This window comes from Pseudoduganella sp. R-34, assembly GCF_049904655.1.
GTDB lineage: Bacteria > Pseudomonadota > Gammaproteobacteria > Burkholderiales > Burkholderiaceae_D > Rugamonas.
Map to the genome: position 1 here is coordinate 1,276,582 of NZ_CP184572.1, position 22,577 is coordinate 1,299,158.

Sequence of the window (22,577 nt, forward strand, 5' to 3'; positions counted from 1 at the left end):
GTTATCGCCCTGAGCGTCGGAAGGCTAGGTACTCGCTGTACTGCGGCATATTCCTAACGTGCGAATGTAGCGGTTCTTTTGCATGGCACTCAATGCAAAGCACTTCCAGGTTACCTTCAGCATTGTCGTACTTCAGCCCATTCTTATGGTGAGTATGCAGGAACCGGGAGAAGGGCGGTGGTAGCCGTGTTGAGCATTCGCTGCATTGGTAGTCTCGGTTCCGCTTCATATTCTCGGACACGAGATTCCAATCCTGCGTGTATTCGTTCAGTGGCGCCGTTTCGCTTGTGTGTTTGGGCAAAACGGCCATCAAATCGCGAGGGAATTGCTTGAAGAACTCTGGGAGGACAAATTGATCCACTTGACGCAATCTTGCCTCACGATGCATACGGAAATTGAACCCCTTCCATTCGATCTCGGCGAGACATATCTGGCACACATCGAGTCGCAAGACTTTGGACACGCCAGTTTCAGTCAAATTCACAAGGAAGTCGCCGTCATCACGATTCGCGACCACGTAGCGGGCAATCCGATTGTTCCGACGCATTTCTTCGAGCTTTGAGCAGTATGCCAAGTGGAACCTGGGCATTGCAGTGCGCCTGGCACCATAATTAGCGACGTCACGAATATAGAGCAGGACGCGATATCCGCGGTAGCTAAGCGTGCGATCCTCCAGAACGGAGATGTCTTCAAATTGGACTTCGATCCCATCTCCGCGCAGGCGCTCTGGCACTGGTGGCAGATTGATTGCTCGCTGCTCTTGCTTTGCCAGCGGCGCAGCAAGCGGCGCCGCCATCAACGTGCGGATATGGTTAAGACTAGCGGAGTCTAAGAAATTAGGAAGCTTCATTTTCCCTTGATCGTTCGCGCAATTTGGTCCATGCGATCCGCAGCGTTTGTAACGATTCTGAATTCGACTCGCTGATTCGCAAGCTGTGCGTTTCTTGATCCGCCTTCCGGCACAACCGGCCTAGATGATGAAAGTCCATTTGCCGTGACATGCTCAATTAGCCACGCCTCATTTTTCTGCACAGCCGGCACGCTAAGAAGGAATTCCAGAGCGCTACGGGTCCGCGCCTGCGAAAGGTTCATGTTCAGAAAATAAGCGGCACGGGGCGCAGTTTCCTTTGTCCACTGCACGCTAGTGTGGCCCTCGATGCGTACTTCCTTGATCGCTTCGCGATACTTATCCGATGTGATCAGCGCGACATAACGTGGGAAGAAGTCACGGAGAATTGTCTTGAATTTCGGCTTTAGTTCTGCCGAACCAGTGTCGAAGAGCACTGTGGGATCATTGAAGCGAATTGTCATGTCGCCTAAGAGCTCTGCATTCCACTGCTTTAGGTCCTTTGCAAATTCTTTTTGCAAGGCCTGATGCAGGTTGTTCTTAGTTTCTTCAAACTCCTTCACCACCAGCGTCGTTGTCTGTTCTACGCGAAGCATAAACGCGGCCGTCAACAGCATGAACACCATCATGAGGCCAGTCATTAGATCGGCCAGAGGAATCCAGTGTGACTGATTACTTTGTTCGATTTCCATTTAAACTTGCCCCGCCATGCGCACGACCTCTCGCAAACGCTCGGTGAGTGGTAAGTAATCTGCAACGAATTTCTCGGACAGTGACGCGAGCTGACGCCCCATAGTTTCCAAGCTCTTTGTCAGCTCCTCTTGAAGTCCCTGATCGAGTGTGACAACGCTTTCTCTTACAGTATCAAGTCCCTTGAGCAATTCGTCGTTGACCAGCTTTTGAGACTGTTTAAGTGTCTCTGTCAGCAGCTGTTTCATCTCGGCCTGCGAACTCTGGACCTGGGTACCCAGGTTCTTTACGACCTCACCAACCTCCGCCTGAACTCGGGATACGCCATACTTCATGCTTTCGGCCAGTTCATCCAACTTCGCTGCAAACTGCGGTGCGACGTCTTTCATCTCCACTAGCACGGTTGCGAGCGATCGTTGGGACTGCTCGATCATGACGTATTGCTGGCCGAGTCCCTGCAGAAGCGACTCCAACGCGTTGGCGGAATCTGTGAACGCTTCTGACCGTTCGGCCAACACTGATAGGCCGCCAGCCGACTTTCGAAGATCTTCAGCCGCCGCGCGTTGAACGGACTGCATTTGGTCGAGCTCATTTTTGTACTGCTGTTGCCAGATTACGAGTTTCTCGACTGCGGCGTTGAGCTCTTTAAAGTTCTGACCAAACTGTTCTTCGAGCTGGGTATTGAAGTCACGTATTACGTCCTTGAGCGCCTCAATCAAAGCCTTTGATCCGTCTTCTGCCATCTTGCTTGCGAAAGTCTCGAATGAATTACGCAACGCTTGCAGCTGGTCGGACTGTCCTTGGCGCATCAGCTTCATTTGCGAAAGCAGACTGCCGTCCTCATCGCCTGAAAGACCACGCTGAAGACTTTGCAGTGCTTGAACTACGTCGTCAAGATTCGCTGACTTCGGTGCGCCGGTAGACTGCGGAATAGGCGTCTTGTGAAAGTGATGGCGTGCTCGAATTAGCAAAGAGCCTGCAACTCCGCTTACGGATGCCAGAAATGCGGTTCTGACGCCTTCGAGGAGATGAGGCACACTTGCTGAGACATCGCCGGCATCGAAGTTCATCAGCGCCATGGAGATCCCCAGGAAGCATCCGAAAATCCCAATGGTTGTCAGAACCTCTGGACCATGTTGAACTGCAAAACGATTGAATCGTATAAAAGCAAAGTAGATTGCCAGGAAGATGTTGACCAACAAAAAGAAGATTGTCAGCTTGTCTTCCAGTACTGCCTGAATTCCCGATGCGGCGTGAGCTTGGCTAGTGGCGACGAACGCAAGAAGTACAGATACAAGTAATCGGAGCATGGTTGCCAGCAATTCTTTTATTGTGGAAACATATAGACTACCAGTTACTTATCAATAACGCCAATTGTGTTGTCATTTTTGATACTTAGATTAACTAGTGTTTTGCTAGAGAATGTGAACTCGGGTTACGGATTTTGCACAAATGATGTTGGGTCATTGCCTTTCAATAAATCGCTCGCTCATCGCTCTCATCAATGTTCATCTACAATGCGTCACCGTTCAAAAACTGACTTCGCGCAATGAACAGTACGAAAAAGGGCGACACGCTGGAACACGCCATCGAGCGAGTATTCAATAACATGCTCAAAGCTGGCGATTTTTGGTGTAACCCCAAACTATGCTCGGTTCATCGAAAAAAGGGCTATTACTCAAAGGACCGTGAAAAGGACATCGTTTTTGATGTTTCGATCGAGTGTCATTTACCAGGTGCGGAGCGCTACTCGATGGTTACCTTAATCGAGTGCAAAAACTACTCGCATAGTGTTCCCGTGGATGATGTGGAAGAGTTCTATGCGAAAGCCCAGCAAGTGGCTGCTGCCAATGTCAAGCTAGTCTTGGCCAGTAATTCTGCCTTCCAAGAAGGAGTGGTGAAATTCGCAAAGTCAAAAGGCATCGGACTATTGCGCTACTTTGGTGACGCGAATACAAAGTGGGAGCTTTATCGTACTCCGTCTGCGGGCCCCACTTGGGGAAAAGACGCCCTGGACGACGCAATGCGGGGAATCGTCTCCGTTGAAGTAGGTGAAAGTGACGTCGACTTCTGCATGCTTTCACCGAAGAGCGCCACGCATTCATTTTGGGAATTTTTCGAAGACTTATACTTATCGGCTCCTGATGGAGCCGGTGCGTATATTGTGTTTCGCAACCCGAAGGGAAAGCCTTCTTGCATTGTTCCGTTTATTGCACTAGAGGAACTCGAGGTGACGTGCGATAAGGTTTTAAAGAGCATCGGGTACCAAGAGGGTAAGGTCTCGCTAGAAGATATCTGTTTGCGTGAGGCAAAGGAGCATGGGTTAGTAGTCTCCCACCATACTTCGCCGCCAGTTCGAGGTTCACGAAAGCCTGTGCTTGGCCAAATTTCTTTCGCTCCGCTTGAAATTCAGCTGTTTGGGGGGCCTGCCAATGAGGGGCGAAGTCGATTTACCCTGGCACACGAATTAGCGCATCATCTTCTTGCCCATGGTGATTTCATGGCGGGTGAGTTCTGTGACGAGGACGACTTTTCTATTGCTAGAAGACGAGGTTCCTTGGCACCTGACGTCGCCAGGCTCGAAGTGCAAGCCAACATGTTTGCCGCATGTTTGTTGATGCCGGAACGACATTTTCGTGCCGATTTCAACAGGCTTATAAACTGGCTCGCACTCCCGAACCGTGGATTCGGCGCACTATTCTTGGATGACCAGCTGTGCAACTACCAGAGCTTCCACCGGATAACTAGCGAGCTCATGGAGCGTTATGGTGTATCCCGCGAGGCCGCGGCAATTCGACTTGAAGGCTTGGGGTTACTTCGAGACGTACGTTCAAAAAGTAAGTGTGATTTTGGTTTGAAATCGAATGATATGGTGGCTGATTGAATCAATGGTGCCACATCAGCTCTCGGTGCTCGTCATTAATTGATCTATTTTCGACAGTATTGCTGAGTTCGTATTAATATCTGACGGACAGTGAGGGAACCTATGATTTTGCCTGATCCGCTAAATGTAGATAGTTTGGAAGCTGCATACTTGGACTGGAATCCATCCAGTACTCCTATACTTCGCCTACCGACTTCTTTGCCGCAACCTCTTCCTTTCTGCGTAGAGGGCGCACTTTTGCAATTTATCGCCTCGGCATCTCGTAGAACTGACGATGGCCTCACAATCGAAATCCGCGGATTGTTGAGGGAAGACCCGAATTACGCGACCTCTCTCAAAAATGCGATCGGTAATACGCATGTGCTGTGTGGATGGATGATGGCGAACCGTTTCGTGGATGGCGCAGGGCACGCAATCCCGAAGTCCGAGAGTCACGTCTATTCGCAGTATTTGGATGCAATGGACACGTATGAGTTTATGGAGACCCATGCGACGCGACAGACGCGGGTCAACCTGATCTGCGTGCAAGGGGCGAAGCGAGAATTCGTTCAGCCGCTCTACCATGAAGTGGCTGGCAAAAAGGTAATTCGGCCGGTGCCAGATGTTCGGCTTTTTGTGCAAGACATCCTTTCCCAGTTGGCATCTAACTGGACAGGTAAGCAAATCCGCGAAGTCTCAGCTCCGTTGGCTCAACTCGTTAAAGAGTTAATGGAAAATGCAGATTGGTGGGCGAGAACCGATGCAGCTGGGAATCTATACAAAGCTGGAAAAAGCTTCCGAGTCTTGAGTTTCCGTATGGTCGATATTGACGACGACAATGCTGCAATATTTGGTGGCGCCAACCATCACTTACATACTTACTTAAGTACCATTCTGCTGGAGCAGGGCAATTCAGACGGTGGCATCTCCAGCTCCCGCCAGAAATCGATAAAACGCCATACGTTCTTGGAGATAACGGTGGTGGATTCGGGCCCAGGACTAGCACGACGTTGGCTCAGTTCGCGTGAAGAGAATCCACTCGTGGTTCGTGATTTAGGTGAAATATCACTGGAAGATGAGCGAAAAGCGGTGACAGACTGCTTCGCAAAATGGGCAACTTCATCACATAACTCCGCACGTGGCATTGGGCTTTTTTCCGTCGCGCGCATGCTTCAAGAGCAGAATGGATTCTTGCGGCTACGTACTGGTCGGCTTGCTTACTTGTTTGGTACGAAGTCTGCCACAAAGGATGTGCAGCAAAAAGCGCAACATCTTGGTGAGGACGGAAAAGCTTCACAGCATGTGCTGGAAGACGGAACGCAAGTTTTCATGGAAGACCACGAGCTCGCGTTCTTCCTCCGCCCATGGAACAAAGGTGACCTGGGGCCGGTTGAAGGCACCTCCTACTCGATTCTGTTACCCGTGCGAGCTTAGATATGCATCTGCAGACCTTTGAAGATTCATCTCGGTCGAAGACTCCGTATGGCGACTGCGTCGTTATGTTCCTCGGTTTGAAGGCCCCTGAAACGTATGCCATTGACCAAGCCTATTCGAGTTGGCTCGAACGCAATGTTCCGCCGCCGGCCACGTTGATCATCGGGCATCGTCGGCTTTTGGAAGAGTTTCATGAAAAAAATATCGCACCAAACGGACGGCTTATTGGGCTTGATCGACTCTACGGCAGCCGGGCCACGAACCAAGTAATTCTTGCAGGCTTCGATTACACGGGACGAATCCAAACAATTGCTTCGGGAGCGCTAGGTGCAGATGACATCACCGACGTCTTTAACGACATTGTCCGTTCGTACATCATTCAGCAATGCGAGGAAGGTGATGTAATCATTCCGGCGCCACCCGGGGCCTATTTCGAAAAGCAGTCATCGCGTCTTTCCAGTCACTTCATTAGGGCCGAATCGTTGTTGCAGTCAACGGCATGTATCGAACTGCTTGCGCTTCGCCTACTGAAACCTCTTCATGATTGGGGTGCGCAAGTCGGTGCGCTAGTCATGGAAGCGTTTCATGTCTACATCGATACGATGGCAGTTTGGCCAATAGCAGAAAAGCTTCGCCAGCTGCTTCAACATGGCAATCCAACGAATTCGGTGCTTAATATAGAAAGCTTTAGATCGTATGACGGATTGAAGAACTGGTCCCCAATCAACCGACCTGCATTCGCAATTATTTCGGCTTCCACGTCTGGGGGATTGGCTTCACAAGTTCGGGAAAAGATCAGATCAGAGAAGCTGTCGATATGGACGGTCTTAACGCTAGACTCAGGCACGGGCTCTCAGTCAAGTTCGGAGAGCATCGCCACTATATCGCGGAAGTTGAACGGTACTGCCGCTCTTGACGGACTTCGGTCAACGTTTGAACCTGATATCAGTTGCCCGCCGCCAGGAACGGAAACGATCAGTATTGTTGGTGAGCGCTTTTTAAGCCAGCCAGCGAAGCCAAAACGTGTTCGTTTGGTTCACGCGAATCTAAATGCCGGCATAAAGGCAATGCTTGCAACGATCGCGAATCAGAAATTGATCAAAGTCCACCGAGGTGGATTTGATTCTCAGTCACGCTGGACTCTTTCGACGGATCTGGATGCTTTGATTGCTCAGGCCTGTACCCCGTCTCAAGATGGGGGGGAGCCGCTGTTGCGTTCGTGGCTCAAGAATTACAGTTCGCCAGCGCCAGTGGTCGTGATCTACCCGTCACCAGAAGGATCGGCTGCGGTTGAAGTGGGTAAAGCGGCTAAACATTTTGCGGATCGAGTGGTTGAAGTCTTGAAAGAGCTTCTCCCCGCAGGGGACGTATCTACGCTCAGTAGTCAAGAGTTGGAGAGATCAGATACCCAGCAATCAAACGATCTCAACGGTTGTAGCGTCGTGGTTGCGTGCCCCGTCATCGGCAATGGATTTATCTTGAAGCAAATAAGTGCGGCCCTGCGACACCGACAACCAAAAGGCCCGCGGCTATTTTTAGCTCTTGCTTCGTTTCCCGAGACAGAAGTTCATGCTACGCAATTGCGGAATGATATATCCGGTGTCGCACTAGATGACAGCCGTTACGATTTCAAGTGCCAGTATTCGCTACCAATTGGACGCCTTGATGGCACTTCAAATTGGCGTGAAGAAGAGGAATTGCTCATTGAATTAGCGCAGAGGCTTCAGCAATCCGGTGAAGAAGAGATTTGGTTGAACACGAGATTGGCGCGGCTTGAAAGCTCATGTACATTTGATGACGATGCAGTTTTTCTGCCTTCGTTCGACGGGCGGCCACTCCCACTGTCGACGGGGTTCTTGCTTTGGCAAGGAAGTTCGAAGATCAGTGGAGACGATTATGGAGGCGCCGTTCTGCTTTCCATTGCCGGGCTGCTGCAAGCTTCTCGGATTGCGAAATCCCAGAAAGATGACACGAGCTTGCGAACTGGCCTGTTCCAGCACGCGCTCATTTGCCCGGAGTCCTTCACGCGGTTCAACGACCCTGTCATTCAGGCTGCGCTGCTCAGAGCTGCGTATGCTCCTGAGTTGAACTACTCCGTCTGCCAAGAAATGAGCTGGGACATGGCGCGTCTTCTAAGAAAATGGATTCGTTATTACGATGAGCCTGCAGGTGCCGCTGTAGGTGAGTTCTTGTATGCGATTACTATTGGAAAACTGAAGCTTAGAGAGCGGGATTTGCGAGATGTGTTGTGCAGTGCCAGGGAATGCAAAGGATGGATCGGCCATCTTGCCTATATCGCGACAACCAGGCAAGAGATTGATATCGAAAGCAGTGCCCCGCTGGAGTAAGGATCGATCTTGGCATGAGTCTTCTCGATGCGGACGACTTATCACGAAACTTGATGAGTCCACCCAAAGTTTTGGCTAAGGAATCGACCTACAAAAGTAGTTGCTTATTGTTGGATTTTCCATGAGGAGATCTGCTTATGCCAAACGTTACGATGTCGGACGTTGTAGATGTATTTAGCTGCGCAGGTTCGCCTAAAGTGACAAAGGTCGCGCAAATCAAAAATCGTCCCCCGTATGAGCCGGCTTTCGACTTCTACCGGCCGCTACGTCAAGCAATCATTGGCGTCCACGCTGAGGGTAAAGACAAGGCCGCACTCGATGCTGTTGTCGACTCTGTACACATTAAAAAAGTGGAGAACTATCGCGAGGCACTGGCTGGATACAAGCGGTGGTGGGGACGAAAGGAACTTACCTGGTTTGATCCAGCGCGTGGCAGCTATTCACATGCAGGCGTAGACGTCACGGTGAATCCGGAGCTTGGATTGGTTGTAAACGGTGAGCGCCACGTGATCAAGCTTTACCTAAAAGACGATCCTCTTACTAAATTGCGCATAGAGCCAGCACTCGCACTGATGGAACTTTCGCTTAGGCACATGTTAGGCACCGATGACAAAGTCGCTGTGCTCGATGTCCGGAACAACAAATTGCATGCTTACGGTGGACAAGGCTCCCAGAGACTAAAGCCTATGGTCGACGGCGAGCTCGCATACATCGCAACGCTCTGGCCAAGCGTCTAAGCGATAAATGGCGGCGAGCTTTCGTCCTCGAATAGTGGCTTTGACTCATATCAAGCGCTAGCTTTTTGAGAACTGGATAATTGCTTTCAGGAGGTGGAGTTATGAACTCAGCTGATCGCCCGGACCATTCGACTTCGACAAGTGTTGAAAGCGCATTACTCCTTCCCCGCGCCCAGGCCGCGAAATACATGGTAAGAGCCGACGTCCCGCTTTCTGTCATCGGTCGCGTTCTTGATAAGGCGGGCCGGCGACGCGTTACAGATTCCCTGCATTCAATGGACGCTGGCCGGCAATTACCTCCGTAGGCGGGTACTCAAATATGAACGTAATAAGCCACTCTTGGAAGTAAGCTGGCCCGTCATCGCGCTCGCGTTGATACCCAATCCACCGCATCTGATTACCGCGTAGGTTGTGGCATTTCACGTCCCATAAATCTGGGAGCAATCTATTGCTGGGAGAGTGGTTTCCCCACTCAGTCACGATGAGCCGGATAAACCCGTTGCTATGGACGAGTTCAACAACCCCGAATACCCCGGATCCCTCGTCGGAATTGCGCTTATGGCGCATGCCGTTTCGCCTTAGCTGTTTAACGTAACTGTACATGCATACAGTACTTCACGGATTAATTAGGAGCCGCAAGGCAGTACCTCCTAAACAACATTGCATAATAAAGCAGCAACGGAAAAGAAGTGTTAGTGCTTGCTCACCGTCGTTGCCTTGAGCTAATTGGGGAAATCAAAAGTCAATAAGAAAACGTGGTCTAAACGAAAAAATTTCACCTTGTACGATCCGAAACGTGTCACTACAATTTGTGACTAGAACTCGTCGGAGCACTACCTGTTGTGACTGCAAGAGGGGGGTGATGGCTGAGGGGAGGTGGAATCGCTAGCCCTGGCAGGGGCCAACGATTCCTGATTTGAACACGAGCCGCTTGGAGGCGGACCATAGCCAGCAATGGAATACTGGCACGGAGGGCACGTATATGGCCAAAACCCATATGATCAGAAGATCGTAGAAGGCTGGCCCTAGGTGATTACGACGTAATCGCTTAGGGCTCCATTATGTCATGGATTTTGTATTACGCAAGATTGACAAACCTACTGGAGCTTTCAAAAAAATGGCAATGTTCACTATTCGCGTCGAACTGCATGACGCTACTTGGACGGACTACAACAATCTCGCGACGCAGCTGGGACGTCAAGGCATAACCGACATCATTCAAGCAGACAACGGCAACCGTTATAAGCTGCCGCCTGCGGAATACAACTACGTCGGAAACGCGACGTTGGATCAGGTGTACAACGCGGTCAACAAGGTAGCCTCAACTTTGGGAAAACGCTTCGCGGTGTTGGCAAACGAAGTGACGTCACGCACGTGGACGGGACTCTCCCGTGTTTGACAGACTATTGCTTCCAAAGTCGACTAGAGTTGATTCGTTGAAGGTCATCTAAACTAAGCGGTACAATGCTTCAAAGCCTCTACGGCTCGGCCCGAATTTGGCCGGGCCGTTTTCATTGTTGCGCTCGGTTACTTGGTAAGTAGCTCGGAAGAGCTTACTTGCCTGATCGTTCGACGCATTGCTTCGAACCTGTTACAAGGACTGAATCTCATCACTTCTTATCGCGAGAAAACCTTCTGTTTGGTTCCTTGCGATGAAGACAAAGATATCTTCATTGACGATAGAAGGGTCTCCCGTCTCTAAATACTTGCGATACAAGGCGCCTAGTGCCGGCGCAGATCGAAAATACTTTTCGATGAAGCTTTTGAGTTCAGCTAAGCACACGGAGCCCTTCAAGCGCTGAGGTGTTTTGAGACCTTTGCAGACGTGACCTAGAAATGAATAAGCCAGATCAGTTGCAAGCACCCACGAGCGAAAACCGCCATCGAGCGCATATACCTCAGCCAAATAACGTTGAATTGCTTCTTCCGACGAAAGCGCGAACACTCGTACCGGTCTCCGTTCGGTGATCGGTTCGTCGAGGGATGCAACGAAATACTCATTTGCCATGTCAATCTCCTAAATCATGCAATAGACCAGTCAAATGAATATTACCAATATATTGGTAATGTTGTGCTCAAGTTGGTTTGAACTTAGTTACATCAGGTTTCTGAAGGCGGAAAATATGCTTGCATCGGCAAGTTGCGCTGCTTGAATTGTCGAAAAAATTCGCTGTCTGCATTTGATCGGTGCTTCAGCAAACCGAAGTTGGTGAGCGCGCCGTTGGGTGAGCTTCCTTCAATGTAGTCATTGCCGACTCAACGAACGGGAAGGCCGGCAGACCATGGCAACATGAACCTCGACGTCGACTTTTGACGCCTGCGTGTTGCCAGCGGGCGACCTTTCAGCGTGCAGCAGGCTGCGTAGCGGAAGTCGCAGGTTGCGGCTCGGCCGCCAGCACTTCGATCCGATAGATTTTCTCAACAAACAAAAGGAAGAATGCGCCCGAAAGCACTAGTACTGTCACCCCAACTACACTACTTTTCAGACGCAGCTTTTCCATTGAAATCTCAAGGTCGACATCTGTATTGCCCTTGCGCTTGAAATGCAGGCCATGCCATAGCTGAATCCCGGAAAAGGCGACACCGCACATCGTGATGGCAATGATCAGCCAAAGAACAATTGTCGCAGAGCGCAGTTGCCATCGATATGCCTCAATGTTCTGGCGCCTTGCCTCGATATCGGCGGCGTAAAAGGCCTTCAGGTAATCGCGGTAATCCTGGGCCAGTGGACCTGCCAGCTTGGCGTTTTCACTGCGGAGTCGCGCGATCTCAGCGGAATCGACTTCAAAACGCTTGCGGTAGATCTGCTGCGTCAAATCCCCCTCCGCGTTGGCGTTAGGAGCGGCCTGCGCCCCAACCAGCCAGACCGCTAGTAACAGAAGCATCATTGCTCGCATTCGGGATGCTCCTTCTTTTGTTTATCTTTTTCCTCTTTGCGAGCGAGCTCAGCACAAAGAAGCTTCAGCCGTAATTGATCCGGTGTCATCGCGCGATCAACGCTGCCGTCAACAATTGTCGGCGCCGCCACCGCAGTCTTCGGAGTCTTAGCAATGCCGATTGCGCTGGTCTCCGGTTCTTTCGGAAACGCTGGCTTCTCACTACTCGGAAAACCGGACTTAATTTGCGCGCGCGGATCCATTTTTTGAGCTTGCGCACTTGCAGCCAGTAATAAAAAGAGTATCAGATACCGCTTCATTCTCGTCCCTCTTCCGGTTAGTTGACTCGGAGATCTACTTCAGAAAATTCGATCGTGATCTTATAGAACACTCCGTGCAGTTTAGATACCAAGCGCTGGTACCGCACTTTGATCGTGGTATTCGTCGGCCCGTATTTAAAGTACGCGTACCGTCCATTGCTTGAGCGCTCTGGCTTGAGCTCTTGGCCCAAACATGCGACCAAGTATTGCTGCCCTTTTGACCAAGCCTGCTGCGCCAGCGCTTCGCTGTCCTGATAAATTTTTTGCGCGCAGGAATACTCCGTAACCCCAGCATGACTTGAGGTGTAGCAATTGCTAAATTCGTTCAGCGGCAGCGTGCCAGTATAGTAATCAAACGTAAAATCGAAATTGCCACGCAAACCTTGGAAATATTGAGCGCCCTCGCCTAAGATCTGACGAATGTTATCGCACGGCTGAACCGCCGCGGAGGGCCCCGGCGCCAGTAACACTGACGCCAGAGCGGTGAGCAGCGTCACTTTTCTCATGCTAATCCTTGGAATACCGATACACGAAACTCAATGTCCAGTGCCGTCCGTCCCTGTCATAGGACAGCTCGATTTCGCGAACCACCCGAGGCGTGTCGTTTGCCACTGGATCGGCCAGGTAGATTACTTCGCCGCCTCCGCGTCGTGGCGTCCGTACTAGTTCTTGGGTAGGGGCCAGGCAAGGCTGCACGGTCGCTAGCAGCGATTCTAAGGACTTCTTGGCGTTGGCTTCGCCCTGCGGCGAGGCGCTACTTCCGAGATACCACACGCATCGGTATTCCGTCGCGTTGACCTCGATTTCGCACAAGTTCGTACCGGGCAATTGAAACGCGGATGGGACGGCGAAGCTATCCTTGGAGGGCATCCGCATTGACTGGAAATTAGTAGCAGACTCCGCTCGCAACTTGGCAATGTAATCGCAGTCGCCTGCGATGGCATCAATGGCTCGCGGCATTAACGCGGCCCACACCAATACCGCGCGGCCATGCCTACGAGCGTCGTAACTGCTTAACATATGCATATCCTGCACCTGCCGCAGTTGCTACGTTGGGGCGATAACCGGTGACATAATCATTCCTGCCGAATTCCACGCCAGCATACATCGCCGTCGTGCGCTGCGCCGGACTGCCATGTGAGTCTTCGTCAAAATACCCGCTTCTGTTAGCCCGTTTTGCTAGAGCACGGGCGAATGCAGCCACATTGAGCTGAACACTCTCTGCCGCTTCACGCGTTCCCAAATACCAGCCCGCCATATAATCGGCATGGGTTTCCCATAAATACGCGCGTTCCTGTAAACCATGGTCATATTGGAACGCATGTGCCCACTCGTGCGCCAAGATTCCGATCAGCACTGAGCTCCACTCCTCGCTGTTGGCAGCGATTTCATGTTCGATCAACGATTTACCTATCGTGATGTATACGCCGTTGGCATCTCGCAGTGTTAGCGCCTCATCGTGACCGTCATCGTCGTGATACTGCCAGCGAGGTGACACGCCGAAATAACGATTGAGAAATACGCTCTCGCGTGCAATCACTTGATCGGCAGTTCGCGAACCGGAGCCGGCGAGATTTACGCGCGTCATATGTAGCTTGTCGACGCGGTCGAAACCGCAGCCAGGCGCCGTGGCGGCACCCGGCGTCGCGGCCGGCGGTTCGCTGCGCGGAAAATCCCCAACTGCCAGCGCAGGGCATGCCAGGCAGCTGGAGCCGAATATCAACACATTGCGGCGCGAAAGCACGTTGATCCTCCGGTTCTGGTATTGTCGTTTTGATATCCCCTATTGTTATCTCATCGACACCATTTAGCAATCCCTAAACAGATGATTCACGAACGGTTGTGGCGTGAAGCCATCACCTGAAAGAAAGGCCGGGAAGCCGCTGAGTCGCGAATCGTGCGAAAGCGATATGTCTCATATGCGCATTTACGGATTGGCTCAGAATCTGCTCACTTCAATTTGTTGGAAGATGACCGTCACCTGTCACCTGCAGCGCCAAATCTTGCGGATGGGCGTTATGTTGCTTAGATCCGGAAAAAAATGCGTTGACTACATTTGATGCGGTGCTGCGGCAGTTCGAAACCGGCGTTCGTGATGGCGGCGCGCACCCGGTCGCGCGATTCCTTTACTTCGGTGTCGGCCAGGCCGACGATCGCGAAGGCGGGCAAGCCGTTTGCCAGGTGGACTTCGACGCTGACTTCCGGCGCCTGCATGCCGGCCAAGGCGCGGCTCTTGATGACTGCGATGCTCATGGTGGCCTCCCGGTCTACGACATCGTAGGCCTCGGGCGCCACCGCCCGTTTGAGCTAGCGCAAGGGGATTACTTGTCGGCCAGCTTGGCTTCCAGTTCTGCCAGGCGCGATTCCATCAGGTCCAGCTTGGCGCGGGCCTTGGCCAGCATCTGGGCCTGGATGTCGAATTCCTCGCGGGTCACCAGGTCAAGCTTGGCGAAACCCTGGGTCATCATCGCCTTGACATTCTTTTCAATATCCTTGGCCGGCGAGTTTTCGATGACCTGGTTGACCTTCTGCTGCAGGTCATTGAAGAAGGCGTTCATGTCCATTTTTTTATTCCTGATGTGTGAGATTTCGCACCACAACGGTGCGGCTTTGGCTTTAAATGGTGCGGAAAGCTGTCTTAACTTCAACTCCTGCACGATTTCTAGCTGGCACGCAATCTGCTAATAAGCAAGAAAGCTATGTTTCAGACTGAATTTTAAACCGCAATAAAAGTTCACTCAAAAGGAAATCGCCATGATTCATAAGAGCAAGAAGCTGGGTCTCACCGCTGCAGTCGCACTCGCAATGGCAACGATGGGAACCGGCCTGGCCCAAGCGGCCGATGCCGCACCCGAGGCGAAGCCTGACAATGAGATCAGCTATAACGCGGCCGTAACCAGCGACTACCGCTACCGTGGTATCTCGCAAACCCGCCTGAAACCGGCGCTGCAAGGCGGCGCCGACTGGGTCAACAACCCGACCGGTTTCTATGCAGGCGCCTGGGCATCCACCATCAAGTGGGTCAAGGACGGCGGCGGTGATGCTTCGGTTGAAGTGGACCTGTACGGCGGCAAGCGCGGCGAAATCGCGCCTGGCGTCAGCTACGACGTGGGCTTCCTGGCTTACGTGTATCCATCCAACGACCTGCATCCGAGCGCCAATACCCGCGAGCTGTATGGCCAGGTCGGCTATGGCCCGGCCACCCTCAAGTACTCGCATTCGCTGAGCAACCTGTTCGGCTTCGCCGACAGCAAGCACAGCACCTACATCGACGCTTCCGTCAACCAGGAAGTGTATGAAGGCATCGTCCTGAACCTGCATGTTGGCCGCCAGAAGGTGAAGAACAGCAGCGCCTTCAGCTACACCGACTGGAAAGTCGGTGCCACCAAGGACTTCGGCGTGGCATCCGTTGCGCTGGCCTATATCAAGACCAACAGCGACGCTTATATCGCGCCGACCAATGGCAAAAACCTGGGCAAGGGCGGCGTGGTGCTGACCGTGTCCAAAACCTTCTAAGAGGCACTCGTATGAAAATGATTACCGCCATTATCAAGCCGTTCAAGCTCGACGAGGTGCGTGAAGCCCTGTCGGCGATCAACGTGCAAGGTATTACGGTGACCGAAGTCAAAGGCTTCGGCCGCCAGAAGGGCCACACCGAGCTGTATCGCGGCGCGGAATATGTGGTCGACTTCCTGCCAAAGACCAAGATCGAGGCTGCCGTTGACGACGCGATCGTCGACCAGGCCATCGAGGCAATCGAGAATGCCGCGCGCACCGGCAAGATCGGCGACGGCAAGATTTTCGTCTCGTCGCTGGAGCAAGTAATCCGTATCCGTACCGGCGAAACCGGCAACGAAGCACTGTAAGGGGAACCGTGATGCACAAGACCATTAAGAAATGGCTGGCGGGGGTGACTGTCCTGTTGGCTTTCAGCGCAGCTCTGCCTGTGCTGGCTCAAGATGCCAAGCCGGCCGAAGCGCCGGCTGCCGCTGCAACCGCTGCAGCACCTGCGGCCGCACCTGGCGTTGCGTCGGCTGATGCTGCCGCTGCCCAGGCAGCCGCTGCTGCGGCCCCAGCCGCCCCGGCTGCTGCGCCAGCCGCGCCGGTAGCGCAAAAGGGCGACACCGCCTGGATGTTCGTGGCGACGCTGCTGGTGATCATGATGACGATCCCCGGCCTGGCCCTGTTCTATGGCGGCCTGGTGCGCTCGAAGAACATGCTGTCGGTGCTGCTGCAGGTATTCTTTGTGTTCGCGCTGATCATCGTGCTGTGGTGCCTGTATGGCTACTCGATTGCTTTCACCGAAGGTAATGCCTTCTTCGGTGGCTTCAGCCGCTCGCTGCTGGCCGGCATTTACGACCCAGCCAAAGGTGCGTTCTCGGTGGCGGCGACCTTCAGCAAAGGCGTTGTGATCCCTGAGTTCATCTACGTCGCCTTCCAGGGCACGTTTGCCGCCATTACCTGCGGCCTGATCGTCGGCGCGTTTGCCGAGCGCGTGCGCTTCTCCGCCGTGCTGGCCTTCATGGTGCTGTGGTTCACTTTCAGCTACCTGCCGATCGCCCACATGGTCTGGTTCTGGACCGGTCCTGACGCGATCACCAACGCCGAGACCCTGGCGACCGAAACTGCGAAGGCTGGCTGGATCTTCCAGAAGGGCGCGCTGGACTTCGCCGGCGGCACTGTGGTGCACATCAACGCCGCTGTTGCAGGCCTGGTGGGCGCAATCATGATCGGCAAGCGCGTTGGCTACGGCCGCGACTCCATGGCTCCGCACTCGCTGACCATGACCATGATCGGCGCTTCGCTGCTGTGGGTGGGCTGGTTCGGCTTCAATGCCGGTTCGGCACTCGAAGCAGGCGACATCGCTGCCCTGGCGTTTATCAACACCCTGCTGGCAACCGCCTGCGCAACCGTATCGTGGGTGTTCGGCGAGTGGATCTTTAAGGGCAAGCCTTCCATGCTGGGCGGCGCGTCGGGCGCAGTGGCCGGCCTGGTGGCGATTACCCCGGCTTGCGGCTTCGTTGGTCCGATGGGTGCACTGGCGATCGGCCTGCTGGCTGGCATCATCTGCCTGTGGGGCGTGAATGGCCTGAAGCGCCTGATCGGTGCGGACGACTCGCTGGACGTGTTCGGCGTGCACGGCGTGGGCGGTATCCTGGGTGCGATCCTGACCGGCGTGTTCGCCGCACCATCTTTGGGCGGCCAGGGTGTATTTGACTACGTTGCCAACAAGGCAAGTGCTGATTACTCGATCAGCGGCCAGGTGATTACCCAGGCGACTGCCGTTGGCGTGACCATCATCTGGTCGGCTGTTGTGGCCTTTGTGGCTTACAAGCTGGTCGATATCGTGATCGGCCTGCGTGTGCCGGAAGAGGAAGAGCGCGAAGGCCTGGATATCACCAGCCACGGCGAATCGGCTTACCACGCTTGAAGTCCGGGTCAGGCACCCAACAAAACATGGCTGCGCCATGTCTTGTCAGGTGCGTGATCCATCGCACGCCCCCGAAAGGGGGCTTTTTTTTGTTCCAAAGTATCTTTTAATTGGCGGTTTTGCCCCAAAATGGAGAGTCTGCAAATACCAACCCGCAAGGAAGTCACATGGTTCCCCATCTCGTCACGGCCCTGACCGGGCCGTTACTGGATCTTGAAGAAAAGATCATTGCCGCGACCCCAGCCATTGAACGGTGGTTCCGCCTCGAGTGGCAGGAGCATACCCCGCCGTTCTATGCCTCGGTCGACCTGCGCAATGCCGGCTACAAGCTGGCCCCGGTGGATACCAACCTGTTCCCAGGCGGCTTCCATTACCTGGCCAACGAGATGCTCCCCCTTTCGGTGCAGGCGGCCATGGCGGCGATCGACAAATACTGCCCGGATGCCCGCAACCTGTTGCTGATCCCGGAAATCAAGCCGCGCCACCCGACCTATTTCCAGGGCGTGGCGCGCCTGATGCAGATTTTCCGCCAGACCGGGCTGAATGTCCGTTTTGGCTCGCTGGACCCCTCCGTCACCCAGCCGACGCCGCTGGCGCTGCCTGACGGCAATATGCTGGTGGTGGAACCGCTGGTGCGCTCGCCGAACGGCCGCCGCCTGGGGCTGAAGGATTTCGATCCTTGCACTATCTTGCTGAACAACGACCTGTCGGCCGGTATTCCGGACATCCTGACCAACCTGCACGAGCAAAGCCTCTTGCCGCCTTTGCATGCCGGCTGGGCCGTGCGCCGCAAGTCCAATCACTTCAATGCCTACGATGAGGTGGCGAAGAAGTTCGGCAAGCTGATTGGCGTCGATCCGTGGATGGTCAACCCTTTCCATGCGAAGTGCGGGGCGGTGGACCTGGCGACCGGGGAGGGGCAGGAGTGCCTGGCGTCTTCGGTGGATGCGGTACTGGCCAAGATCCGTAAGAAGTACAAGGAATATGGCATTAAGGAAAAGCCGTTCGTCATCATCAAGCCGGATGCTGGTACTTATGGCAAGGGCATCATCACCATTCGTGACGCGGCTGAGCTCAAAGAGCTATCGGAAGAGCAGCGCGCGCGCATGACCGTGATCAAGGATGGCAAGGCGGTGACCGACCTGAATATCCAGGAGGGGGTGCCGACCTTCGAGAGCATCAAGGAGGCGTTTGCCGAGCCGGTTGTCTATATGATTGACCGCTATGTGGTGGGAGGCTTCTACCGCGTGCACGGCGAGAAGGGGCCGGACCAGAACCTGAATGCGCCGGGATCGCAGTTCGTGCCGCTGGCGTTCGCGCAGCAGCATGCGGTGCCGGACGTGAAGGCCAAGCCGGGGACTGCGGCGCCGAATCGCTTCTATGTGTATGGGGTAGTGGCGCGGCTGGCGCTGCTGGCGGCTTCTCTTGAGATGGAGCGTACGGATCCGGATCCGGAGGTTTACTAAAACCGGTAAACCGGTGTCAGACCCGCAGGGTCTGACACCTAAGACGCAGCCGCTGCTGGCAACGTGTCTGACCCTGTGGGTCAGACACGGTTTTACCGGTTTTAAGCTAGAATCAGTTGTTACATTTTTGGACTAATCCATGAAAATCGCCTTCCTCGCCGACCCGCTGTCCAGCTTCAAGATCTACAAGGACTCCACCTTCGCCATGATGGCCGAGGCGGCGCGCCGGGGACATGAGGTGTATACCTTCCAGCAGCGCCACATGGCGCTCAAGGAGGGCAAGGTTACGGCCCATGTCTCGCGCATCGAGCTGACCGGCGACCAGCACGACTGGTACAAGGCGGCGCCTTCGGAAGACACCAGCCTGGCCGCCTTCGACGCGGTGATCCAGCGCAAGGACCCGCCGTTCGACATGGAGTACGTCTACGGCACCTACCTGCTGCAGCTGGCGGAACAACAGGGCGCAAAGGTCTTCAACAAGCCGTCCGCCATCCGCGACCACAATGAGAAGCTGTCGATCGCGCAGTTCTCGCAGTTCACCGCGCCAACCCTGGTGACCAGCGACGAAACCCGCCTGCGCGACTTCCAGGCCGAACACGGCGACGTGATCCTGAAACCGCTGGATGGCATGGGCGGCGCCGGCATCTTCCGCATCAAGGCTGACGGCCTGAACCTGGGCTCCATCATCGAGACCCTGACCCTGCATGGCGCGCGCACCATCATGGCGCAGCGCTACATCCCCGACATCGTCAAGGGCGACAAGCGCATCCTGCTGATCGACGGCAAACCGGTGCCTTACTGCCTGGCGCGCATCCCGCAGGCGGGCGAAGTGCGCGGCAACCTGGCTGCCGGCGGTACCGGCGTGGCCCAGCCGCTGTCGCAGCGCGACCGCGAAATCGCCGAGGCCCTGGGCCCGGAATTGGCTTCGCGCGGCCTCTTGCTGGTAGGATTAGACGTGATCGGCGACTACCTCACCGAGGTGAACGTCACCAGCCCGACCTGCTTCCAGGAGATCACCCAGCAGACCGGCTTCCAGGTAGCGTCCATGTTCATCGATGCGGTGGAAGCCCGGGCAGGCAAGCAAGGATAAACATGGTAGGGATTTTATTGATGACACACGCGCCGCTGGGCCAGGCTTTCCTGGCCGCCGCAGCGCATGTGTTCCGGGCCCCGGTTGAAAAACTGGAGGCGATCGACGTGGTGGCGGACCAGGACCTGAACGAAGTGCAGCAGCTGGCGCGCGAAGCCATCAAGCGTCTCGACACGGGCGCCGGTGTGCTGGTGATGACCGATATCAAGGGCGGCACGCCCGCCAATTGCTGTAACAAGCTGGCCGATGCGGGCCAGGTCGAGGTGGTTGCGGGCATCAGCCTTCCCATGCTGCTGCGCGCCATCACCTACCGTACCGATACGCTGGACGTAGTAGTGGAAATGGCCCTGGCCGGTGCGCAGAATGGCGCGGTCAAGGTCGATAACCGTATCCGAGTCAATTAAACAAACAAAACATGATTCAGCAAGAACTTGAAATTATCAACAAGCTCGGATTGCATGCACGTGCTTCTGCAAAATTCACCCAACTGGCAGCCAAATTCCAGAGCGATGTCTGGCTGTCGCGTAACGGCCGCCGCATCAACGCCAAGTCCATCATGGGCGTGATGATGCTGGCTGCCGGCAAGGGCGCCAAAGTCCTGCTGGAAGCAGACGGCGCCGATGAACAGGATTGCATCAACGCCCTGGCCGCACTGGTCAACGACAAGTTCGGCGAAGGCGAGTAAATGCGGGACGGCAGCCCGATGGCATCGTTCTCCCTTCACGGAATTCCGGTTTCGCGAGGCATCGCGATCGGCCGCGCACACATCCTTGCGCCGGCGGCGCTCGATGTAAAGCACTATCTGATCTCCGAGGAGAACGTGGAAGCGGAAGTGAAGCGCCTGCAGCAGGCGCTGGCTGCCGTGCACCGCGAGCTGCAGACGTTGTGGAACGAGCTGCCGAAGGATGCCCCGACCGAGCTGGGTGCCTTCATCGACGTGCATGCGCTGATCCTGTCGGACCCGATGATCTCCGAGGCGCCGCTGGATATCATCCGCAGCCGCCACTACAACGCCGAATGGGCGCTGTTGACCCAGATCGACGAGCTGTCGGCCCAATTCGACGAAATCGAAGACCCTTACCTGCGGGAACGCAAGGCCGATATCCAGCAAGTGGCCGAGCGGGTGCTGAAAGTGTTGATGGGCAGCGAACCGCTGCTGCCAATGCAGGCCGAGCTCGAAGGCGATGAATTCCTGGCCAAGATGATCGTGGTGGCCCACGATATCTCGCCGGCCGACATGCTCAAGTTCCGCGACCGTTCCTTCATCGGCTTTGTGACCGATGTCGGCGGCCAGAATTCGCACACCGCCATCGTGGCCCGGTCGCTCGACATTCCGGCGGCGGTCGGCATGTCGCAGGCATCGACCCTGATCCAGCAGGACGACTGGGTGATCATCGACGGCGATGCCGGCGTGGTGATCGTCACCCCGAGCGCGCAAGTGCTGGAACAGTACCGCGAGCGCCAACTGGCCGCGATGCGCGCCCGCAAGAAGCTGGGCAAGCTGAAAAAGACCCCGGCCGTTACCAGGGACGGCACGCAGATCGCGCTGATGGCGAACATCGAGTTGCCGGAAGACTGCGAGCACGCGATGGAGTCGGGCGCCAGCGGCGTTGGCCTGTTCCGTTCCGAATTCCTGTTCATGGGCCGCGATGGCGACATGCCATCCGAGAACGAACAATACGAGCAGTACACCAAGGCAGTGCTGGCCATGAAGGGGCGTCCGGTGACCATCCGCACGCTCGATATCGGCGCCGACAAGCCGCTGGACCAGATGGAGCACACCGCGCTCAATCCGGCATTGGGCTTGCGCGCCATCCGCTACTGCCTGGCCGAGCCGCAAATTTTCCTGACCCAGTTGCGCGCCATCCTGCGCGCCTCGGTGCATGGCAAGGTGCGCATCCTGATCCCGATGATGGCGCATGCCTTCGAGATCGACCAGTCGCTGGCCATGATCAAACGCGCCAAGGCGCAGCTGGACGAGGCGGGGGAGAAGTACGATCCTGAAGTGCGGGTCGGCGCCATGATCGAAATCCCGGCGGCCGCGCTGGCGCTGCCGATGTTCGTCAAGAAGATGGACTTCCTGTCCATCGGCACCAATGACCTGATCCAGTACACGCTGGCGATCGACCGCGTCGATTATGAAGTGGCGCACCTGTACGACCCGCTGCATCCAGCCATCCTGCAGCTGATTGCGATGACGATCGCTGCCGGCAACAAGGCCGGCATCGAAGTGGCCGTATGCGGCGAGATGGCGGGCGACAGCAAGATGACCCGCCTGCTGCTGGGCATGGGCTTGCGCGAGTTCTCGATGCACCCGTCGCAGCTCCTGGCGGTCAAGCAGGAAATCCTGAACAGCGACCTGGAACAGATTGCGCCGCAAATGCGCAAGATCATGCGCAGCATGGACCCCGAAACGATTGCCGACGCAGTCAACGCCCTGCAAGCCCTGTAACACCAACTTTTTTACAACCGGAT

23 protein-coding genes and 1 pseudogene are annotated in these 22,577 nt (G+C 54.9%); 13 read left to right on the plus strand and 11 right to left on the minus strand.

Features of this window, described 5'->3' with window-relative positions; genetic code table 11:
* Window position 1 precedes the first annotated feature (1 nt).
* The 3 genes from ACN9MW_RS05900 to ACN9MW_RS05910 are packed head-to-tail and all read right to left on the minus strand — an operon-like array spanning window position 2 to window position 2,859.
* Window positions 2–850: an HNH endonuclease signature motif containing protein gene (locus ACN9MW_RS05900; protein WP_426168551.1), complete on the minus strand. Its 849-nt coding sequence runs from the start codon at window positions 848–850 to the stop codon at window positions 2–4.
* A complete protein-coding gene (locus ACN9MW_RS05905; protein ID WP_426168553.1) occupies window positions 847–1,539 on the minus strand; it encodes an OmpA/MotB family protein in 693 nt (230 codons plus the stop codon). Before ACN9MW_RS05905 ends, ACN9MW_RS05900 begins: the two co-directional genes overlap by 4 nt.
* Entirely contained in the window at window positions 1,540–2,859 is a 1,320-nt protein-coding gene (locus ACN9MW_RS05910) for a hypothetical protein (RefSeq protein ID WP_426168555.1), read from the minus strand.
* 227 nt (window positions 2,860–3,086) lie between these two features.
* Between ACN9MW_RS05910 and ACN9MW_RS05915 the strand changes: the two genes are divergently transcribed.
* From ACN9MW_RS05915 to ACN9MW_RS05935, 5 genes are all read left to right on the plus strand, one after another.
* On the plus strand, window positions 3,087–4,421 hold the full coding sequence (locus ACN9MW_RS05915) for an ImmA/IrrE family metallo-endopeptidase (protein WP_426168558.1): 1,335 nt from the start codon (window positions 3,087–3,089) through the stop codon (window positions 4,419–4,421).
* A gap of 102 nt (window positions 4,422–4,523) precedes the next feature.
* Window positions 4,524–5,834, plus strand: coding sequence for a hypothetical protein (locus ACN9MW_RS05920; protein ID WP_426168561.1), 1,311 nt, complete (start codon window positions 4,524–4,526; stop codon window positions 5,832–5,834).
* 2 nt (window positions 5,835–5,836) lie between these two features.
* Entirely contained in the window at window positions 5,837–8,182 is a 2,346-nt protein-coding gene (locus ACN9MW_RS05925) for a hypothetical protein (RefSeq protein ID WP_426168563.1), read from the plus strand.
* A 137-nt stretch (window positions 8,183–8,319) separates the two neighbouring features.
* Window positions 8,320–8,919 (plus strand): hypothetical protein, encoded by a 600-nt coding sequence (locus ACN9MW_RS05930; protein WP_426168566.1) that lies wholly within the window; start codon window positions 8,320–8,322, stop codon window positions 8,917–8,919.
* Window positions 8,920–10,036: 1,117 nt separating this feature from the next.
* Window positions 10,037–10,318 carry a hypothetical protein gene (locus ACN9MW_RS05935; protein WP_426168568.1) on the plus strand — a complete coding sequence of 94 codons (282 nt, stop codon included), beginning with the start codon at window positions 10,037–10,039 and terminating at the stop codon, window positions 10,316–10,318.
* Window positions 10,319–10,510: 192 nt separating this feature from the next.
* On the opposite strand, the gene ACN9MW_RS05940 is transcribed toward ACN9MW_RS05935, so the two are convergent.
* The 8 genes and pseudogenes from ACN9MW_RS05940 to ACN9MW_RS05975 all read right to left on the minus strand — a co-directional run bounded on the left by ACN9MW_RS05940 (window position 10,511) and on the right by ACN9MW_RS05975 (window position 14,679).
* A complete protein-coding gene (locus tag ACN9MW_RS05940) occupies window positions 10,511–10,927 on the minus strand; it encodes a hypothetical protein (protein ID WP_426168570.1) in 417 nt (138 codons plus the stop codon).
* Window positions 10,928–11,261: 334 nt separating this feature from the next.
* Entirely contained in the window at window positions 11,262–11,816 is a 555-nt protein-coding gene (locus ACN9MW_RS05945) for a hypothetical protein (protein WP_426168573.1), read from the minus strand.
* Window positions 11,804–12,115 carry a hypothetical protein gene (locus ACN9MW_RS05950; RefSeq protein WP_426168576.1) on the minus strand — a complete coding sequence of 104 codons (312 nt, stop codon included), beginning with the start codon at window positions 12,113–12,115 and terminating at the stop codon, window positions 11,804–11,806. Before ACN9MW_RS05950 ends, ACN9MW_RS05945 begins: the two co-directional genes overlap by 13 nt.
* Before the next feature lie 17 nt (window positions 12,116–12,132).
* Window positions 12,133–12,621, minus strand: a complete 489-nt coding sequence (locus tag ACN9MW_RS05955) for a hypothetical protein (protein WP_426168579.1) — start codon at window positions 12,619–12,621, stop codon at window positions 12,133–12,135.
* Window position 12,622: 1 nt separating this feature from the next.
* A complete protein-coding gene (locus tag ACN9MW_RS05960; protein ID WP_426168581.1) occupies window positions 12,623–13,135 on the minus strand; it encodes a hypothetical protein in 513 nt (170 codons plus the stop codon).
* Window positions 13,110–13,859: a hypothetical protein gene (locus ACN9MW_RS05965; protein WP_426168583.1), complete on the minus strand. Its 750-nt coding sequence runs from the start codon at window positions 13,857–13,859 to the stop codon at window positions 13,110–13,112. The genes ACN9MW_RS05960 and ACN9MW_RS05965 overlap by 26 nt, the downstream gene beginning before the upstream one ends.
* 314 nt (window positions 13,860–14,173) lie before the next feature.
* A pseudogene (locus tag ACN9MW_RS05970) lies at window positions 14,174–14,368 on the minus strand (magnesium chelatase domain-containing protein); the annotation flags it as partial.
* 68 nt (window positions 14,369–14,436) lie between these two features.
* Window positions 14,437–14,679: an accessory factor UbiK family protein gene (locus ACN9MW_RS05975; RefSeq protein WP_057261060.1), complete on the minus strand. Its 243-nt coding sequence runs from the start codon at window positions 14,677–14,679 to the stop codon at window positions 14,437–14,439.
* A gap of 190 nt (window positions 14,680–14,869) precedes the next feature.
* Between ACN9MW_RS05975 and ACN9MW_RS05980 the strand changes: the two genes are divergently transcribed.
* The 8 genes from ACN9MW_RS05980 to ptsP all read left to right on the plus strand — a co-directional run bounded on the left by ACN9MW_RS05980 (window position 14,870) and on the right by ptsP (window position 22,554).
* Window positions 14,870–15,631, plus strand: coding sequence for a TorF family putative porin (locus ACN9MW_RS05980; RefSeq protein ID WP_426168585.1), 762 nt, complete (start codon window positions 14,870–14,872; stop codon window positions 15,629–15,631).
* Between the two features lie 11 nt (window positions 15,632–15,642).
* Window positions 15,643–15,981, plus strand: a complete 339-nt coding sequence (locus ACN9MW_RS05985) for a P-II family nitrogen regulator (RefSeq protein ID WP_028102386.1) — start codon at window positions 15,643–15,645, stop codon at window positions 15,979–15,981.
* An 11-nt stretch (window positions 15,982–15,992) separates the two neighbouring features.
* Window positions 15,993–17,546: an ammonium transporter gene (locus tag ACN9MW_RS05990; protein WP_426168588.1), complete on the plus strand. Its 1,554-nt coding sequence runs from the start codon at window positions 15,993–15,995 to the stop codon at window positions 17,544–17,546.
* A 167-nt stretch (window positions 17,547–17,713) separates the two neighbouring features.
* Complete coding sequence (gene gshA / locus ACN9MW_RS05995) at window positions 17,714–19,012, plus strand: glutamate--cysteine ligase (RefSeq protein WP_426168590.1); 1,299 nt, start codon at window positions 17,714–17,716, stop codon at window positions 19,010–19,012.
* A 139-nt stretch (window positions 19,013–19,151) separates the two neighbouring features.
* On the plus strand, window positions 19,152–20,102 hold the full coding sequence (gene gshB, locus ACN9MW_RS06000) for a glutathione synthase (protein WP_426168593.1): 951 nt from the start codon (window positions 19,152–19,154) through the stop codon (window positions 20,100–20,102).
* 2 nt (window positions 20,103–20,104) lie between these two features.
* Complete coding sequence (locus tag ACN9MW_RS06005) at window positions 20,105–20,506, plus strand: PTS sugar transporter subunit IIA (RefSeq protein WP_426168596.1); 402 nt, start codon at window positions 20,105–20,107, stop codon at window positions 20,504–20,506.
* A gap of 11 nt (window positions 20,507–20,517) precedes the next feature.
* Window positions 20,518–20,787 carry an HPr family phosphocarrier protein gene (locus ACN9MW_RS06010; RefSeq protein ID WP_055928627.1) on the plus strand — a complete coding sequence of 90 codons (270 nt, stop codon included), beginning with the start codon at window positions 20,518–20,520 and terminating at the stop codon, window positions 20,785–20,787.
* Between the two features lie 18 nt (window positions 20,788–20,805).
* Window positions 20,806–22,554: a phosphoenolpyruvate--protein phosphotransferase gene (ptsP, locus tag ACN9MW_RS06015; protein ID WP_426172120.1), complete on the plus strand. Its 1,749-nt coding sequence runs from the start codon at window positions 20,806–20,808 to the stop codon at window positions 22,552–22,554.
* Window positions 22,555–22,577: the final 23 nt, after the last annotated feature.

What these genes read in the sequence shown, in the direction of transcription:
- ACN9MW_RS05915 (WP_426168558.1), top strand. Translation starts at nt 3,087, where the DNA reads ATGAACAGTACGAAAAAGGGCGACACGCTGGAACACGCCATCGAGCGA.
- ACN9MW_RS05960 (WP_426168581.1), bottom strand. Translation starts at nt 13,135, where the DNA reads ATGTTAAGCAGTTACGACGCTCGTAGGCATGGCCGCGCGGTATTGGTG.
- gshB (WP_426168593.1), top strand. Translation starts at nt 19,152, where the DNA reads ATGAAAATCGCCTTCCTCGCCGACCCGCTGTCCAGCTTCAAGATCTAC.
- ACN9MW_RS06010 (WP_055928627.1), top strand. Translation starts at nt 20,518, where the DNA reads ATGATTCAGCAAGAACTTGAAATTATCAACAAGCTCGGATTGCATGCA.
- ACN9MW_RS05935 (WP_426168568.1), top strand. Translation starts at nt 10,037, where the DNA reads ATGGCAATGTTCACTATTCGCGTCGAACTGCATGACGCTACTTGGACG.
- ACN9MW_RS05975 (WP_057261060.1), bottom strand. Translation starts at nt 14,679, where the DNA reads ATGGACATGAACGCCTTCTTCAATGACCTGCAGCAGAAGGTCAACCAG.
- ACN9MW_RS05930 (WP_426168566.1), top strand. Translation starts at nt 8,320, where the DNA reads ATGCCAAACGTTACGATGTCGGACGTTGTAGATGTATTTAGCTGCGCA.
- ACN9MW_RS05925 (WP_426168563.1), top strand. Translation starts at nt 5,837, where the DNA reads ATGCATCTGCAGACCTTTGAAGATTCATCTCGGTCGAAGACTCCGTAT.
- ACN9MW_RS05900 (WP_426168551.1), bottom strand. Translation starts at nt 850, where the DNA reads ATGAAGCTTCCTAATTTCTTAGACTCCGCTAGTCTTAACCATATCCGC.
- gshA (WP_426168590.1), top strand. Translation starts at nt 17,714, where the DNA reads ATGGTTCCCCATCTCGTCACGGCCCTGACCGGGCCGTTACTGGATCTT.
- ACN9MW_RS05985 (WP_028102386.1), top strand. Translation starts at nt 15,643, where the DNA reads ATGAAAATGATTACCGCCATTATCAAGCCGTTCAAGCTCGACGAGGTG.
- ACN9MW_RS05945 (WP_426168573.1), bottom strand. Translation starts at nt 11,816, where the DNA reads ATGCGAGCAATGATGCTTCTGTTACTAGCGGTCTGGCTGGTTGGGGCG.
- ACN9MW_RS05940 (WP_426168570.1), bottom strand. Translation starts at nt 10,927, where the DNA reads ATGGCAAATGAGTATTTCGTTGCATCCCTCGACGAACCGATCACCGAA.
- ACN9MW_RS05980 (WP_426168585.1), top strand. Translation starts at nt 14,870, where the DNA reads ATGATTCATAAGAGCAAGAAGCTGGGTCTCACCGCTGCAGTCGCACTC.
- ACN9MW_RS05955 (WP_426168579.1), bottom strand. Translation starts at nt 12,621, where the DNA reads ATGAGAAAAGTGACGCTGCTCACCGCTCTGGCGTCAGTGTTACTGGCG.
- ptsP (WP_426172120.1), top strand. Translation starts at nt 20,806, where the DNA reads ATGGCATCGTTCTCCCTTCACGGAATTCCGGTTTCGCGAGGCATCGCG.
- ACN9MW_RS05950 (WP_426168576.1), bottom strand. Translation starts at nt 12,115, where the DNA reads ATGAAGCGGTATCTGATACTCTTTTTATTACTGGCTGCAAGTGCGCAA.
- ACN9MW_RS05920 (WP_426168561.1), top strand. Translation starts at nt 4,524, where the DNA reads ATGATTTTGCCTGATCCGCTAAATGTAGATAGTTTGGAAGCTGCATAC.
- ACN9MW_RS06005 (WP_426168596.1), top strand. Translation starts at nt 20,105, where the DNA reads ATGGTAGGGATTTTATTGATGACACACGCGCCGCTGGGCCAGGCTTTC.
- ACN9MW_RS05990 (WP_426168588.1), top strand. Translation starts at nt 15,993, where the DNA reads ATGCACAAGACCATTAAGAAATGGCTGGCGGGGGTGACTGTCCTGTTG.
- ACN9MW_RS05905 (WP_426168553.1), bottom strand. Translation starts at nt 1,539, where the DNA reads ATGGAAATCGAACAAAGTAATCAGTCACACTGGATTCCTCTGGCCGAT.